General features: G+C 62.7%; 15 protein-coding genes. 9 read left to right on the top strand and 6 right to left on the bottom strand.

The genetic code is table 11. The features are described 5' to 3' along the window. Positions 1–69 precede the first annotated feature (69 nt). On the top strand, positions 70–1,347 hold the full coding sequence (gene egtB / locus AC3IR3_RS13610; RefSeq protein WP_489192869.1) for an ergothioneine biosynthesis protein EgtB: 1,278 nt from the start codon (positions 70–72) through the stop codon (positions 1,345–1,347). Next, positions 1,344–2,324: an L-histidine N(alpha)-methyltransferase gene (gene egtD, locus AC3IR3_RS13605; protein ID WP_489192867.1), complete on the top strand. Its 981-nt coding sequence runs from the start codon at positions 1,344–1,346 to the stop codon at positions 2,322–2,324. The genes egtB and egtD overlap by 4 nt, the downstream gene beginning before the upstream one ends. A gap of 282 nt (positions 2,325–2,606) precedes the next feature. Here egtD and mfd read toward each other — a convergent pair whose 3' ends face one another. The 4 genes from mfd to AC3IR3_RS13585 all read right to left on the bottom strand — a co-directional run bounded on the left by mfd (position 2,607) and on the right by AC3IR3_RS13585 (position 8,552). Further along, positions 2,607–6,056 carry a transcription-repair coupling factor gene (mfd, locus tag AC3IR3_RS13600; RefSeq protein ID WP_489196931.1) on the bottom strand — a complete coding sequence of 1,150 codons (3,450 nt, stop codon included), beginning with the start codon at positions 6,054–6,056 and terminating at the stop codon, positions 2,607–2,609. A gap of 87 nt (positions 6,057–6,143) precedes the next feature. Further along, a complete protein-coding gene (locus AC3IR3_RS13595; RefSeq protein ID WP_489192865.1) occupies positions 6,144–7,052 on the bottom strand; it encodes a cation diffusion facilitator family transporter in 909 nt (302 codons plus the stop codon). A 50-nt stretch (positions 7,053–7,102) separates the two neighbouring features. Beyond that, entirely contained in the window at positions 7,103–7,615 is a 513-nt protein-coding gene (locus AC3IR3_RS13590) for a Slp family lipoprotein (protein WP_132143264.1), read from the bottom strand. A 31-nt stretch (positions 7,616–7,646) separates the two neighbouring features. Next, entirely contained in the window at positions 7,647–8,552 is a 906-nt protein-coding gene (locus AC3IR3_RS13585) for a 23S rRNA (adenine(2030)-N(6))-methyltransferase RlmJ (protein ID WP_489192863.1), read from the bottom strand. A 209-nt stretch (positions 8,553–8,761) separates the two neighbouring features. On the opposite strand from AC3IR3_RS13585, the gene AC3IR3_RS13580 reads away from it, so the two are divergent. Genes AC3IR3_RS13580 through AC3IR3_RS13570 form a run of 3 tightly spaced genes read left to right on the top strand, consistent with a single transcriptional unit; the run spans position 8,762 to position 10,577 of the window. Then, entirely contained in the window at positions 8,762–9,124 is a 363-nt protein-coding gene (locus AC3IR3_RS13580) for an ArsR/SmtB family transcription factor (RefSeq protein WP_489192861.1), read from the top strand. Next, entirely contained in the window at positions 9,102–9,602 is a 501-nt protein-coding gene (locus AC3IR3_RS13575) for an SRPBCC family protein (protein ID WP_489192859.1), read from the top strand. Before AC3IR3_RS13580 ends, AC3IR3_RS13575 begins: the two co-directional genes overlap by 23 nt. A gap of 36 nt (positions 9,603–9,638) precedes the next feature. Then, positions 9,639–10,577, top strand: a complete 939-nt coding sequence (locus AC3IR3_RS13570; RefSeq protein WP_489192857.1) for an alpha/beta fold hydrolase — start codon at positions 9,639–9,641, stop codon at positions 10,575–10,577. Between the two features lie 54 nt (positions 10,578–10,631). Here AC3IR3_RS13570 and AC3IR3_RS13565 read toward each other — a convergent pair whose 3' ends face one another. After that, positions 10,632–11,261 carry an NAD(P)-dependent oxidoreductase gene (locus AC3IR3_RS13565; protein WP_489192855.1) on the bottom strand — a complete coding sequence of 210 codons (630 nt, stop codon included), beginning with the start codon at positions 11,259–11,261 and terminating at the stop codon, positions 10,632–10,634. A 153-nt stretch (positions 11,262–11,414) separates the two neighbouring features. On the opposite strand from AC3IR3_RS13565, the gene AC3IR3_RS13560 reads away from it, so the two are divergent. After that, complete coding sequence (locus tag AC3IR3_RS13560) at positions 11,415–12,404, top strand: LysR family transcriptional regulator (protein ID WP_489192853.1); 990 nt, start codon at positions 11,415–11,417, stop codon at positions 12,402–12,404. A gap of 115 nt (positions 12,405–12,519) precedes the next feature. On the opposite strand, the gene AC3IR3_RS13555 is transcribed toward AC3IR3_RS13560, so the two are convergent. Then, complete coding sequence (locus AC3IR3_RS13555) at positions 12,520–13,386, bottom strand: pirin family protein (protein ID WP_489192851.1); 867 nt, start codon at positions 13,384–13,386, stop codon at positions 12,520–12,522. Positions 13,387–13,513: 127 nt separating this feature from the next. On the opposite strand from AC3IR3_RS13555, the gene AC3IR3_RS13550 reads away from it, so the two are divergent. The 3 genes from AC3IR3_RS13550 to AC3IR3_RS13540 all read left to right on the top strand — a co-directional run bounded on the left by AC3IR3_RS13550 (position 13,514) and on the right by AC3IR3_RS13540 (position 15,882). Beyond that, the gene (locus tag AC3IR3_RS13550) at positions 13,514–14,416 is read left to right on the top strand and encodes a LysR family transcriptional regulator (protein ID WP_489192849.1); all 903 of its coding nucleotides are present in this window, start codon (positions 13,514–13,516) and stop codon (positions 14,414–14,416) included. Positions 14,417–14,486: 70 nt separating this feature from the next. Further along, entirely contained in the window at positions 14,487–15,146 is a 660-nt protein-coding gene (locus AC3IR3_RS13545) for a glutathione S-transferase family protein (protein ID WP_489192847.1), read from the top strand. Between the two features lie 25 nt (positions 15,147–15,171). Beyond that, complete coding sequence (locus AC3IR3_RS13540; RefSeq protein WP_489192845.1) at positions 15,172–15,882, top strand: DUF899 family protein; 711 nt, start codon at positions 15,172–15,174, stop codon at positions 15,880–15,882. The last annotated feature ends 255 nt before the right edge of the window (positions 15,883–16,137 follow it).

The following is a 16,137-nucleotide window of genomic DNA, read 5'->3' as shown; positions in this document are numbered from 1 at the left end:
CATCGTTCGCATGATGATTCAAGCGTCCGACCCTCTTCTCGACGCACGCGCGCGTGCACGGAATTTTTCATGACAGCCCGCCCCCGTGCGAGTGACCCGGCCGCTTCGGCGACCGCGGATCTGAAGGACAGCATCGCCCGTTTTTTCCGCATCCGTCACCAGACGACCCATCTGGCTGGTCACCTGCGCCCGGAAGACACGGTCGTCCAGTCGATGCCCGACGCCAGCCCGACGAAGTGGCACCTGGCGCACACGACATGGTTCTTCGAACAGTTCGTCCTCGGTCGCGATCCGGCGTATGTCAGTCGTAATCCCGAATGGCATTACCTGTTCAACTCCTACTACCAGTCGGTCGGCCCGATGCATGCCCGTCCCCAGCGCGGCCTGCTCACGCGGCCGGCACTGGATGACGTTCTCGACTATCGCCGCCGGATCGACGATGCGGTGGCGGGGTTACTGGCCCGGCAGGACGACGAAGCGCTGCCGGCGCTGGTCGAACTGGGTCTCCAGCACGAACAGCAGCATCAGGAGTTGCTGTTGACGGACATCAAGCACGCGTTCTCGCTGAACCCGCTGGCGCCCGCCTTCGCGCCCGACAGCCCGCATGCGGTGTCGCAGGCAGCGATCGCCCTGGCCTATTTGCCCTTCGACGAAGGTGTCGTGGACATCGGCCATGACGGACGTGGCTTCGCCTTCGACAACGAGGGGCCAAGACACCGTGTGTACCGGCAAGCCGGTTTGCTGGCCAACCGGCCGGTAACCAACGCCGAGTATCTGGCCTTTGTACGGGACGGCGGCTACCGCACGCCGACCCTGTGGCTTTCCGAGGGCTGGTCCACCGTGCAGGCCGAAGGCTGGCAGCGGCCGTTCTATTGGGACGAATCGCTGGACACCGAATTCACGCTGCAGGGGCGTCGCGCCATCGACCCGCATGCTCCCGTGTCGCACATCAGCTATTTCGAAGCCGACGCCTTCGCCCGGTGGGCTGGCGCAAGGCTACCCCGCGAGGCGGAATGGGAAACGATGGCCGCTCCGCTGGCCGTGGACGGCAACTTCCAGGAATCGGGCGCGCTGCATCCCCGTGCGGACACATCCGGCGCGCCACTAAGCCAGATGTACGGAGACGTTTGGGAATGGACCGCCAGCCCATATGTAAGTTATCCGGGCTTCGCGCCGCTGGCTGGCGCGCTCGGTGAGTACAACGGCAAATTCATGTGCGGTCAGTGGGTGCTTCGGGGTGGCTCTTGCGCCACGCCAGGCGATCACATCCGTGCTACCTATCGCAATTTTTTCCCGCCTCATGCCCGTTGGCAGTTTTCGGGAATACGCTTAGGAAACGATCGATGAGTGCCCAGCCCAAAGAGATTCGTCTCGACGACCGTCATCCGGATATCGAAGATACGACGGAGACGGTTCGTCACGGTCTGGCGGCAAAGCCCAAGAAGCTGCCGTCCCGACTGTTTTACGACGAACGCGGTTCGCAGTTGTTCGAGACGATCTGCGAACAGCCGGAGTACTACCTCACGCGTGCGGAAATCTCGATCATGCGCGAGCACGCGGCGGATATCGCCGACCTGCTTGGCCCGGAAGTCCGCATTGTCGAATACGGCAGCGGCAGTGGCATCAAGACGCGCATGTTACTCGAGCACCTGCACGCGCCCGTGGCTTACGTTCCGGTGGAGATTTCGCGCAGTGCGCTGCTAGATAGCGTCGCCGAACTCGCCACCCGTTTTCCCGATATTCCGCTACAGCCGGTCTGCGCCGACTTCACCCAGCCGCTGCGCCTGCCAGTGGCTGCGCGTTCGCCGCGACGCACGGTGATCTATTTTCCGGGTTCCACGATCGGCAACTTCGAGACGAAGGAAGCGATCAAAATTCTGCGTCAGATGCGTACCGAGATGAGCGACGGCGGTGGCGTACTCATCGGCGTCGATCTGAAGAAAGACAGTGCCACGATCGAGGCGGCGTACAACGATGCCGCGGGCGTCACGTCCGAGTTCACGCTCAATATGCTGGTTCGCCTCAACCGGGAAATAGGCACCGACTTCGACGTGTCGGCTTTCCGGCATCGCGCGCATTACAACCCGATGGCGGGACGTATCGAAACGACGCTGGTCAGTACGGTGCGTCAGGATGTTCATGTCGGCAACGAAGCGTTCTCGTTCCGCGAGAACGAGGCGATGCAGGTCGAATACAGCTGCAAATATTCGCTGGACGATTTCGCGCAGCTGGCGGCGAAGGCCGGTCTGGCGGTCCAGCAGGTCTGGCTGGATTCCGATCGGAGTTTCAGCGTGCAGTATCTGGTGCGTGCGCCGGCTGTTTGAAACTATGTGCAACACCCTTTTGAACGACGCACCATATCCCTCGCCGCCCGGGTTTTGAAGTTGCGCGCAATGCCCCTCACCGTCGCCCCTGCACAGGCAGGGGCCCAGTGCGGTGCAATGAGTTGTCGCAATAGCGTTCATTCATGCTCTTAAGGGCGTGATCGTCAGCGACATAGCGCATCCATGCGGTGTCGCCCTGGGCCCCTGCCTGCGCAGGGCGACGATAGACGGCGAGGGGTTGCGATGCGCCCGCGTCACCGCGAGCGTCACGCGCTGCCGCCGTCAAGCCGCCCGACGCGCTCCAAGCGAAACCAGCAGATCCTGCGCCGTACGAATCCGTTCGGCCGCTCCGGGCAACTCCAGCAACACCTTCAGCTTGTCCTGCCCCTCCATCTTGAAGATGCGCGGCTGGGTCTGGATGAGCTTGATCAAGGCCATCGCATCGATGTCCGGCTTGTCGCGGAAGGTCACGCGCCCCCCGTTGGCGCCGAAATCGACCTTGCGAATGCCCAGCGGCGTGGCCTGCAGCTTCAGCGCCGCGACGGCGAACAGATGTTTCGTGGCATCGGGCAGCAGGCCGAAGCGGTCGATCATCTCCACCTGTAGCTCGCGCAACGCATCGTCGTCGCGCGCGCTGGCGATGCGCTTGTACAGCGTCAGACGCGTATGCACGTCGGGCAGATAGTCGTCGGGGATCAGAGCCGGAACGTGCAGCTCGACTTCCGTTTCGTGCTCCGACGTCAGATCGAAATCCGGCACCTTGCCGGACTTCAGCGCACGCACCGCGCGTTCCAGTAATTCGGTGTAAAGACCGAAGCCCACTTCCTGGATCTGGCCGGACTGCTCTTCGCCGAGCATCTCGCCTGCGCCGCGAATTTCGAGATCGTGTGTGGCCAATGTGAAACCGGCGCCTAGTTCTTCCAGCGACGCAAGCGCTTCGAGGCGTTTCTCCGCATCGGCCGTCATGGCCTTGCGGTCGGGCACGATGAGATAGGCATACGCGCGATGATGCGAGCGCCCCACGCGACCGCGCAGCTGATGCAACTGCGCCAGCCCGAAGCGGTCGGCGCGGTTGACTACGATGGTATTGGCGGTGGGGATGTCGATGCCCGATTCGATGATCGTCGTACATACCAGTACGTTGAAACGCTGGCGGTGGAAGTCGGCCATGACCTGTTCGAGCTCGCGCTCGGGCATCTGGCCGTGCGCGATGCGTATGCGTGCTTCGGGGACCAGTGCTTCCAGTTCGCGCGCCGTCCGTTCGATGCTGTCCACTTCGTTGTGCAGGAAGTACACTTGGCCGCCGCGCGCCAGTTCGCGCTGGATGGCCTCGCGGATCAGCGCGGGCTGGTAAGCCGAAATCAACGTTCGCACGGCCGTGCGATGCGCGGGCGGCGTCGCGATGATCGACAAGTCGCGCAAGCCGTTCATGGCCATGTTCAGTGTGCGCGGGATAGGCGTCGCGGTCAGGGTCAGCAGGTCGACTTCCGCGCGCAGCTTTTTCAGCTGTTCTTTCTGGCGGACACCGAAACGCTGTTCCTCGTCGACGATGACCAGTCCCAGGTTCTTGAACTTCACATCCGGCTGCAACAGCTTGTGCGTGCCGACGATGACGTCGATGCTGCCGTCGGCGAGCTTGGCAAGCGCGATGTCCACGTCTTTCTTCGACTTGAAACGGGACAGCACGTCGACGCGCACTGGCCAGTCGGCGAAGCGGTCGGCGAAGTTGCGGTAATGCTGCTGGGCGAGCAGGGTGGTCGGCACGAGTACGGCGACCTGCTTGCCTGCCGTCGCTGCGGCGAACGCCGCGCGTAGCGCGACTTCGGTCTTGCCGAAACCCACGTCGCCGCAAACGACGCGATCCATGGCACGCGGCGCCGCGAGATCGACGATAACGGCATCGATCGCATTCTGCTGGTCGGGCGTTTCCTCGAAGGGAAAGGTGCTGGCGAATTCCTCGATCATCTGCCGGTCGACGGACAGTGCCTCGCCCTGACGCGCTTCGCGCTGCGCATAGATGCCGAGCAGTTCGGCGGCGACGTCGCGGACTTTCTCCGCGGCCTTCTTGCGCGCACGTTCCCATGCATCGCCGCCCAACGAATGCAGCGGTGCCAGCTCGGGTGCCGTGCCCGTGTAGCGGCTGACGAGACCCAACTGCGCGACCGGCACGTAGAGTTTGTCGCCCTTGGCGTATTCGATGGTGAGGAATTCGCCCGGCATGTCGCCGACGTCGAGAGAAACCAGACCCTGATAGCGACCCACGCCATGGTCGATGTGCACGATGGGCGAACCGATCGACAGTTCGGTGAGATCGCGGATGATGCTTTCCGGATCGCGTGCCGCACCCTTGCGGCGTTTGCGTTCGGTGCGCACTCGTTCGCCGAAGAGTTCGCGCTCGGTCAGTACCGTCAGCGCGGGTTCGGTCAGTGCGAAGCCCTGTTCCAGCGACGCGACCGTGATCGCGAGGTGCTCGTCCTTGCCGAGGAAGTCGCGCCAGCCATCGACCATGACGGGCTTCAGTCCCGCCGCGGCCATCTGTTCGATCAGTGCTTCGCGGCGGCCGGCCGAGTCCGCGGCGATCAGGATGCGGCCGGGATAGGCGCCGACGAAACGCCGCAACGACGTTCCCGGTTCCTCGCCCTTCCTGTTGAGCGGCACTTCCGGCGCAGGCTGGGTGCCGAGATCGACGGCGTGTTCGCGTCCGGCCGGCACGACATCGATGCGGATCTGCTTGTTCAGCGATTCGCGCAGGTGGTCGGGCGGCAGATAAATCTCTGCCGGGGGCAACACCGGACGTTCGATATCGTGCGCGCGCTGGTCGTAGCGTTCGCCGGTCTGCGTCCAGAATTGTTCTGCCGCTTCCAGCGCACCTTCGCCAAGAATGAAGAGGGCGTTGTCGGCGATGTAGTCGAACAGCGTTTCGGTTTTGGCGAAGAACAGCGGCAGGTAATATTCGATGCCGCCCGGCGTGACGCCTTCTTTCATATCCTGATAGAGCGGGCAGCGGCGGATATCGATGGGGAAGCGATCGCGCAGACTGGCGCGAAAACCCTTGGCCGCTTCGTCGGTCAGCGGGAACTCGCGCGCGGGCAGCAGATCGACGCTCTCGACCTGATGTTGCGAACGCTGCGTTTCGGTGTCGAAGGTACGGATCGATTCCACTTCGTCGTCGAACAATTCGATGCGATACGGTTCGTCGGCGCCCATCGCATAGATGTCGATCAGCGCGCCGCGTACGGCGAAGTCGCCGGGTTCGGTGACCTGCGGAACGTTGCGGTAGCCGGCCGCTTCCAGACGCCGTTGTTCGGCGGCGAGGTCCAGCTTTTGTCCCTTGTGCAGCACCAGTCCCGAGCCCGTGATGTGCGCGCGCGGTGCAATGCGCTGCATCAGTGTCGCGACGGGTACTACCAGTACGCCGCGGCGCGTGGTCGGTAAGCGGTACAGCGTGGCGATGCGTTGCGACACCACTTCCGGATGCGGGCTGAAGACGTCGTAGGGCAGGGTTTCCCAGTCGGGAAAATGCAGGACGGGCAGTTCGCCGGCGAAGACGCCCAGCTCGCTTTCCAGGTTGTCGGCGCTTTTGGTGTCGCGGGCGACGACGACGACGAGGCTGTCGACATCCCGTGCGGCTTCGGCGACCTGCAACGCCCAGGACGATCCCTGTGGCGTGGCCCAGTAGCGGCGGGTACGTGCGTTGACCGGCAGTGGCGGACGGGGAAGCGTAACGGGCATGGACTCGACAGGATTGCGGGACAATTCATCGATTCTACCCCGGCTGGCCGTCAAGACCGTGCGAGGTGTCTGAATCCCAGCGGCGCGTCAGTCCGCGTAGTCGGGCTCGAAGAAACTCCAGCGAACGTCGTCGAATTCGGCCTTGAAGTCCGCCTCGACGTTATTGATGGCTTCGATCATGGCGCGGGCGGTGGGGGTAGGGGCCATTTTTGCCTTGATGGCAACCATGACGTCCTGACCCATCTGCAGCGTGAGCAGGTTGTAGACGAGGTCGATCTCGGGACGGGCTTCAAGGAAGGCCATCATTTCCGCGCGGCGCATGGGTTCCACGCCCTGACCGATCAGCAGCGCCTTGACCTCGCGCGCAATGGCGATGGCGACCGCGATGAGAAGCACGCCGATGGCGATAGTGCCCAGCGCGTCGTAGATAAGGTTGCCCGTGATCATCGTGGCCAGGATGGCCAGCAGCGCCAGACACAGGCCGATCAGGGCGGCCAGGTCTTCGCCGAAGATAACCAGCAATTCGCTGGCGCGCGTTTCGCGAAACCAGGTCCACAGACCGCGACCCTGCCGAGCCTTGTTTACTTCCTGCATGCAGCCATGCATCGAGAAGCCTTCGGCGACAATGCTGAAAGTCAGCACGCCGACCGCAAGCCACGGCCACTTCAAGGGTTCGGCGTGAGTGAGCTTGTGGACGCCCTCGTAGACCGAGAACATGCCGCCGACACTGAACAGCATCATCGCGACAAGGAAGGACCAGAAATACAGCGCGCGTCCCCAGCCCAGGGGATAGTCCATCGATGGTGGACGTTTCGCCTGACGCATGCCAAGCAGTAGCAATCCCTGGTTGCCGCAGTCCGCCAACGAGTGCACGGCTTCGGCAAGCATGGCGCCCGAACCGGTAAAGACCGCGGCGACCAGCTTGGCGACGAAGATGGCGAAATTGGCCCCGAGCGCGAGAAAAATGGCGCGCTTCGAATCGGCGTGTCCTGACATGTAACTCCTTCCCCTGGAAAGCGGCGCCCACCCGGAGCGCCGCGACTCGATTAGCGGATGACGCCGACGCCCACGCCGAAGCTGACGTTCGAGCGGCCGCTGGACAACTCGTTGGCTGTCCAGACGTGAGACTGGTTCACCGTGACCAGCGGGTAGACGTAAGGCGCTTCCCCGACGTTGGCCGAACGCGTTCCGCCCAGCCGGCCCGCGATGGTGACCAGGCCGCCGGCCGGATAGTCGAAGCTTTCCACGTAGCCGGGCATCACGGCGATGAAACGGCCGCTGCCGACATCGTTAGCCTGCGGGCGCTGCGATCCGTCGAGCGGGTAGGCCAGTACCTCGACCTCGCTATGGTCGGGGAAATTGCGTACCTGCACGATGCGGCCACCCCAGATCACGTCGGACGAGCCATAGCGTTCGGGGGTGCGCGCCACTTGTTGCGGCGGGACGGCCACGGTGTTGGGCGTGGCCTTGTAGATCGGCGTCGGGGCGCAGGCGGCAAGCGCGAGAGCGCAGGCCGGCACGGCGGCATGAACGAGCAGACGGGCAAGACGGTTACGCATGGGACGCAGCTCCTCTCGATACGCGGTTACGTTACCTGCGCCGGGTTGAATGCGGCGGAAATGCCGGGTGAGGCGGTTGTTCATCCTGACCTTCTTCCACCAGCCATGACAACTTGTATTCCGCCTGGCGGTCCTTGCCCAGCAACTTGGGCAGATAGCGGAGGCTATCGCGCAGGGTGTCGTCGAGTTTCCACGGGGCGTTCACGATGGCAAGGCCGGTGCCGTTGAGCCGCAGCGGCGAATCGTCCGGATGCAGCAGGATTTCGGTGACCAGCACGCGTCGCGCGCCGCACTTGGTTAGCCAGCGGTGGAACGGCTGGACATGACTGCGCAGCTTGACTGGGTACCAGATGGCATACACGCCGGTCGGCCAGCGTTCGAGAGCGCTTTTCAGGCTTTTCTCGATCGTGCGGAATTCGGCGTCCTGCGCTTCGAAAGGCGGATCGATCAGGACCAGACCACGCTTTTCCTTCGGCGGAGTCATGGCCTTGAGTGCCTCGTAACCGTCGCGCTGATGGACGTGTACGCGCGCGTCGTTACGGAATAGCTGGCGAAGCGCCTGGGCTTCGTCACCCTGCAATTCGCAAAGCTGGGCGCTGTCGCCGGGGCGCATCAGATGAGTGGCGATCCACGGCGAGCCGGGGTAAACGCGCAGCGAATCGTCGCCTTCACCGCCCGCCGCCTTCACCGTTTCCAGCAATTTCCAGAGCAGGGGCGGAAGGCCGGTGGCATTGCGCAGAAGGCCGATGCCGGCATCGGATTCGGCGGTCTTGCGCGCTTCGGAGCCGCGCAGGTCGTAAAGGCCGCGACCCGCGTGGGTGTCGATATAGCAAAACGGTGTCGGCTTGCTCTTCATCGCGTCGATAAGCGCGATGAGGACCATGTGTTTCAGAACATCGGCGTAGTTGCCGGCGTGGAAGGAGTGACGGTAATTCATGGGCCGGGCCGGCGTGGATAGCGCCTGAGTATACCGGCCCGCTATGCAGTGACCGGTAGCTTGTCGGCACATTCGCACGTCGTTTGTCAGGGACAGCTAACTAACTCGATCCAACTTCAGTCGGGCAATCCCAGCCGCGAATACGTGTGGGTTTCGCCCGTAGGGTCATCCGCTTGCATGTCACCCATGCGTGCTCTACAGTGAACCATATGGTTCACTATCAAGCTCACCTCGATGCAACGTTCGCGGCGCTCTCCGATGTCACCCGACGCGGCGTGCTGGAGCAGCTCGGGGGTTCAGACGCCTCAATCACCGATCTTGCCCAAAGATTTCACATGACCCTCACGGGCATGAAGAAGCATGTCAGCGTCTTGGAGCAGGCAGGACTCGTGACCACGGAGAAGGTCGGGCGCGTACGAACCTGCAAGCTCGGACTGCGCCGGCTGGAAGAAGAGGCCGCCTGGATCGAGCGGCACCGCCAGCTCTGGAGCGCACGCTTCGACGCGCTGGACCAGCTTGTCGAACACTTGAAATGCAAGGAGAAGGCAGATGTCCAAAGCAAAAGAAGGTAGTCCCGCCGCCGTGAACCGCACCGCTGTGGAACGCAAGTCCGACCTCGAACTCGTCGTGACGCGAACGTTCAATGCCCCGGCGCACATCGTCTTCGAAGCGTGGAGCAACCCCGAATTGTTCAAGCGTTGGTGGGTTCCGAAGTCGGCAGGCATGTCGCTGCTTTCGTGCGACATGGATATTCGCCCCGGGGGTGCGTATCGCCTCGTGTTCAGCCATCCGGCCTTCGATCAACCGATGGCGTTCTTCGGCACGTACAGAGAAGTAACGCCGCACAAGCGCCTCGTATGGACGAATGAAGAAAGCGATCAGGGCGCGGTGACCACGGTGACGTTCGAAGAAAATGCCAGCAAGACGCTGGTCACCCTACACGAACTCTACCCCACAAAAGAGGCCCTCGACGAAGCCCTCGCCGGTTCGGCGGAAGGCCTGCCCGAACAGTTCGCGCAGCTGGATGAATTGCTCGCAGGCAGATCGTGACCACGCCGCGGCCGCCGGTGTATGGAAGGGATGACGATGAAACACGCGCTCACCGCCGTGCTGGCCAGTTCGGCGACATGTGAGGACGATATGCTCAGACGCGATTTTCTGAGGACTGCCATAGCGACCGCAGTGCTGACGGCGGCCTTTCCCGTTCAGGCCAGGAAGACTCTCGCCATTTCGAAAGAGAATTTTGCCGACGTCAATGGCCAGCATCTTTTTTACAGCGTGCATGGCGTCGGCAAGCCGCTCATTCTTCTGCACGGTGGCATCAACCCAGACAGCTTCGGGACCAATCTGGCCGAACTGGCCAAGCGCCGGCAGGTGATCGCCGTCCATCTCCAGGCACACGGGCGCACGCCAGACACTGACAGGCCACTGCGCAGTGAAGCGATGGGCGAGGATGTTGCCGCTCTGATCGGGCATCTGAACCTCGGCAAGGCCGACGTCATGGGCTACTCGCTGGGCTCTGGCGTCGCGCTGCAGACCGCTATCCGCCATCCGGACGTGGTCGACCGTCTCGTCCTCGTGTCCGCGGCGATGAGGCAGGACGGCTTTTATCCGGAGGGGGTGGCGGCCTTCAAACAGTTGGAGGCCAACGCTGCCACGTTCGGCCCTGGCGTCAAGGCATCGCCGTTAGGGGAGGCCTATCCCAATGTCGATTGGACCAACCTCTTCAGGAAGGTCGGTGATCTGACCAAACGCCCCTTCGACTGGAGCGCCAACGTCGCCAAGCTTCAGGTACGCACAATGCTGGTCTTTGCCGACGCTGACGCCATCCGGCCCGAACACATGGTCGAGTTCTGGAAGGCGTTGGGAGGCGGCCAGCGCGATGCCGGGATCGATGGCTCCCTGCGGCCCGCAAACGAGCTCGCAATCTTGCCGAACACCACCCACTACACGCTCCCCGTCGCGCCGATGCTGCCGGAGATCGTCGAACGCTTCCTCGGAGCTGCATTGAAGGCAGTAGGTTAGGGACCGGCGAAGCGCTCGCGGAGCTATCGGAGCGCAGCAAGACGCAAGAAGTCGTCAGTAAGCGATAGTAATCCGCCGACGAGGCTTATCGTTCTTCTCGGCCCGATCGACCAATCCGGCCGCGAAATCGGCAATCGAAATGCGGCTGTGCCCATCGGCATCGAGCAGAAGATGGTCGTTGCCAATACGGTAGGTGCCAGTCTTCGGGCCCGGGCCGATCTCGCCGGCGGGGCTCACATAGGTCCAGTCGATATCGGCCGACGTCGCAAGGAAGGCTTCCAGCGCCTTGACCTGTGCATTCGCGGCACCCTTCCATGCCTCGGGGAAATCCGGTGCGTCGATCACGCGGGTACCGGCGGGCGTCAGCAGGCTGCCGGCACCGCCCACCCATACGAACCGGCGGATACCGGCTTTCGGCAGCGCGGCGAGCAGGTCGTTGGCGGCACTGACGAGGGCGTCGGCAGGGCCGTTCAGGCTGGCGATGGAAGCATCGCTACCCGCGATGGCTTTCGCGAAGCTGTTGGTGTCGGAGACATCGCCCTGCACGACCTGGAGCTTCGGATGGGTGACCTTGAGGCGCGACGGATCCCGGACGACGGCCACCACGTCGTGGCCGCGGCTCAGTGCTTCGTCGAGGATGCCGGCGCCGATATGGCCGGTGGCGCCAAAGAGAGCGATCTTCATAACGGTGCGACCTGTGTCTATAGGGATGAGGCGGTCAGGATGCGCCTTGAATCGTTCCGGATAAATGCCTCTGGCAGGAACGGATCGTCAAGCAAGGCTTTACACTGTAGGAGCCCGCAAGCGGGCTCCTACAAGAACACAGAGGTGCCCACCATGGCTCTGGACGTCAACCTCAACCGCCTCGCCGTCTTCGCCGCGCTTGTCCGCGCCGGCTCGTTCACCGCGGCCGCCGATCAGCTGGGCACGACCAAGGCCATGGTCAGCCAGCACCTGGCGAAGCTGGAGGAAGAGCTCGGTATCGTCCTTGTCGTGCGCAGCACACGGCGCATGTCGCTGACGGAAGCGGGCGAACTTTTCCATGCGGATTGCGTACGTATCCTCGCCGACGCCGAAGCCTCTATCGAGCGACTGAACGCCTGCCGCGAAACACCGCGCGGACTGCTGCGCGTCGCCGCGGCGGGAGATCATGGCCCGACCATCGTCGCGCCGGCGCTGGCCGCTTACGCACAGGCCTTTCCCGATGTCACCGTCGAGTTGGTCATCGCGGACAGCATCGTCGATCTGATCGCCGAGCGTTTCGACGTGGCGATCCGCCTTGGCTGGCTGCGCGATTCCAGTCTGCGCGCAACGCGACTCGCCGGATTCCGGCAGATACTGGTCGGTGCGCCGGATTATCTGGCACGTCACGGAAACCCCGACCATCCAGCCGATCTCGCGAAGCATCACTGGATCGCTCTGGCCGTCCTGTCGTCGCCAACCCGCTGGACCTTCACCGACGCGACGGGCGGCGAGCACACCGTCCGGACGAATCCCGTCGCCAGTTCCAACAGCACGCACGCCGTGCGTGAATTCGTTCGTGCGGGACACGGCATTTCCGTGCTGCCCGACTACATGCTGGCCGACGATCTTGCCAGTGGCGCATTGGTTCCTTTGCTTCCCGCGTTTCATTTACCCAGCGGCGGTATCCACGCCGTGTATCCGGGTGCGAAGCCACCGGCAAAGGTTCGCGCCTTCATCGATCTGTTGCGCGAGCGGGTGGAGCGGGGAGAAGAGCGGCAGTCGTCCCTCGCCGTTGCTCCTGCACTGGCAGGGGCCCGGGGCGAGGTATCCGGAAGAACGGTACCGCTGCACGCTCCTCGCTAAACGCCGAATCGTCCCATCGTGAAACCGGATGCCTGGCGCAAGGCCCCTGCCTGCGCAGGGGCGACGGTGGGGCTGACTCATAGGGGATCGCCAGCCATGGCATTTGGGGGATGGGTTATCGGGACATCTGGCCGAAACGGCCGCTGTTGAAATCCGTGATGGCCTGTTCGATTTCCTCGACCGTATTCATCACGAACGGACCATGTCCGACGATCGGTTCGTCGATCGGTTCGCCACCGAGCAGCAGCAACGTGGCGTCGCTATTCGCCTCGAGGAGAAGGTCCGTTCCTTCCCGATCGAGCATGACCATCTGGCCATTCCGTGCGACGTTCGCTCCGTTGACCTGGATCGTGCCGTGCAGGACCACCACCGCCAGTGCATGGCCTTCGGGCATGGAAAAACGAGCTTCGTGCCCTTGGTTCAGGCGGATGTCCCATACGTCGACGGGACTGAAGGTCATAGCCGGACCGCGATGGCCGCGGTAGTCGCCGGCGATGACGCGCACCTTGCCCGCGTCCGCCGGCAGGTTCACCACGGGGATGTCCTTGTCCAGCAGGTTCTGGTACCGCGGCGCGCTCATCTTGTCCTTCGCCGGCAAGTTGACCCATAGCTGCACCATTTCCAGCGTGCCGCCGGTTCGGGTGAACTCCCGCGAATGGAATTCCTCATGCAGGATGCCGGACGCGGCGGTCATCCACTGGACGTCCCCGGGGCCGATCTTGCCGCCCGCGCCGGTGGAGTCGCGATGTTCGACCTCGCCGTCGTAAACGATAGTCACCGTCTCGAAACCGCGATGGGGATGCTGTCCCACGCCACGGGGCTTAATCGTCGGCTTGAAGGTGGCCGGACCGGCATGATCCAGCAGCAGGAACGGGCTCATGTGCTTCCCGTGACTGTCGTAGCTAAACAGGGATCGGACCGGAAAACCGTCGCCGACCCAGTGGCCTTGTGGCGCACTGTAGATGCCAAGGACCTTCTTCATACGTATCTCCGATAGGGCGAAGCCATGGGCTTCTGTCGATAGGGAGACAATACGCGTGGAACGATGTTGCCAATAGTCGGTATATTTCGTCCACAGCGTCCTGCCAGTGGGACGATGGAGGGCTGTTATGCGCGATCTCAACGATCTGTATTACTTCGCCCAGGTAGTCGGGCATCGGGGCTTCGCGCCTGCCAGTCGCGCTTTGCACATTCCCAAGTCCAAGCTCAGCCGGCGCATTGCGTTGCTGGAAGAACAGCTCGGTGTGCGTCTGCTGCAACGATCGTCGCGCCATTTTTCAGTGACCGATATCGGCGAGGAGTTCTACCGGCATTGCCGCGCCATGCTGGTGGAGGCCGAGGCGGCGGACGAGGCGATCGAGCTTCGGCGGGCCGAGCCCCAGGGCATCGTGCGGGTGACCTGTCCGGTGGCCTTATTGCACGCCAGGGTCGGAGCCATCCTCGCCGACTTCATGGCGGACTTTCCCAAAATCGACATCGTTCTGGAGAGCACCAATCGCCGGGTCGACGTGATCGCCGAGGGCATCGACGTGGCCATCCGCGCCCGTCCGCCGCCGCTGGAGGACAGCGACCTGGTCCTGAAGGTATTCGCCGAGCGCAGCTGGCGTCTACTGGGCAGTCCCGCTCTGATCGAACGCCTGGGACTGCCGACGGTGCCCGCGGATATCAACCGATTTCCCACGGTCGATACCTGCCCGGAAAACGGTATTCACGTATGGGATCTCGATGGTCCGGCGAAGGCACGCGCTTCCATTCATCACAGTCCACGTCTGGTTACCGACGATTTCATCGCTCTTCGGACGGCGGCGTTGCGCGGTATCGGCGTGACCCAGCTGCCGGGCATGATCGTTAACGATCAGCTGAAAAGCGGGGAATTGATCGAATTGCTTCCCGAGTGGTCGCCAAAATACGGGGTCGTGCACGCCGTGTTTTCATCGCGGCGCGGATTGTTGCCGTCGGTCCGGGCATTGCTGGATTTCCTTGCCGTCCGGCTCGCCGAATCCGACGAGTGATCCGGATGTCGATTTCCCGGGACCTCGTTCGTCGTCAGGTAGAGAGACTTCTTCGGCCAAGGCGCTACCTATGAAATTGACGCTTTATGCACACCCGTTTTCCTCGTATTGCCAGAAGGTGCTGGTCGCGCTGTACGAAAACGGTACGCCGTTCGAATGGCGGGTGTTGTCGAATGAGAATCCGCAGGTATACGAGGAATTCGCGACGCTTTGGCCGCTGAAGCGCTTTCCCGTACTGGTGGATGCCGGACGCACCGTTACCGAGGCAAGCATCATCATCGAGTATCTGGAGCTGCATCACCCAGGGCCGGTATCGTTACTGCCCTCCGATGCCCGTGCTGCGATCGGTGTTCGCGAAATGGATCGCTTCTTCGACAATTACATTTCGACACCGCAGCAGAAAGTCGTATTCGACCGCCTTCGCCCGGAGGCGGAGCGCGATGCGCGTGGCGTTGCCGATGCTCGGGAAATGCTCGACACCGCCTACGGTTGCCTCGATAAAATCATGGCCGGCCGCGAATGGGCCGCCGGCGATACGTTCAGCCTTGCCGATTGCGGCGCCGCGCCCTTCCTGTTCTATGCCGACTGGACGCACCGCATCGATAGCTCGTTCGCGAATGTCATTGCCTACCGGCAACGATTGCTCGCGCGTCCGTCGTTTGCACGCGCCGTCGACGAAGCGCGTCCCTATCGCTCGTTTTTTCCGCTTGGCGCGCCCGATCGCGATTGATCCGTCCACTCACAGGAGATTGGTTATGACGCAGGTTCCGAACCTTGTCCCCGTCGCCGAACTGGTGAAACGCAACGGGGTTACCTTTCCCAACGAAAGCGCCGATTACCGCCGTGCGCGCAATGCGCTGCTCGGCGAGGAGATCGAACTGCGCAGGCACATCGAACGTGTCGCCGAACAGCGCCGCGCCCTTCCGCCCGGTGGCGAGGTTACCGTCGACTATCGCTTTCAGGGCGAAGAGGGGCCGACTGATTTCGCCGGACTTTTCGGCGATAAACAGACTCTTGTCGTCTACAGCTACATGTATGGCCCGCAGCGCGAGCGCCCCTGTCCGATGTGTACGTCGCTGCTGAGTGCGTGGGATGGCGAGGCGCGCGACATCGAACAACGCGTCGCGCTGGCCGTCGTTGCACGCTCGCCCATCGAACGCCTCGTCGCTTTCAAGAAGGAGCGCGGCTGGCGCGCCCTCAAACTGTATTCCGACACGGACGGCCGCTTCAGTCGCGATTACCACGCCGTCTCCAAGGATGGCGGCGACGATGCGGGACTGAACGTGTTCACGCGCCGCGACGGTACGATCCGTCACTTCTGGAGCGGCGAGATGGGCTTCGAATCCGCCGACCCCGGCCAGGACCCGCGTGGCGCGCCCGACCTGATGCCGATCTGGACTGTTCTCGACACCACGCCGGAAGGGCGGACCAGCGACTGGTATCCGAAGCTCGATTATCCGAAGTGATGCATGCGCACATGGTCGACAGCATCGGCTGTCGATCATGTGTTGGTCGTGCGTTCGGACAGCTTTCTCTATTCCGAATAGCCGTCCAGAACATCGCTACGTGTTATCGGGACTCGTAATTTCTTGCGTCAGGCATCAATTTGTAGGGGTTCCCCTACACGCAATTTCCTGCGATGCATTCATTACACCGCTTGAATGCAAGCATGCGAATTTTTCCTATTGATAAGCGCCAATGTCAGGGCGAACGATCCTCTG

The sequence above is a fragment of the Luteibacter sp. GL_149 genome, from assembly GCF_057834065.1.
The sequence above is the reverse complement of the archived record's forward strand: the minus strand, read 5'-3'. Positions and strand labels throughout refer to the sequence as shown.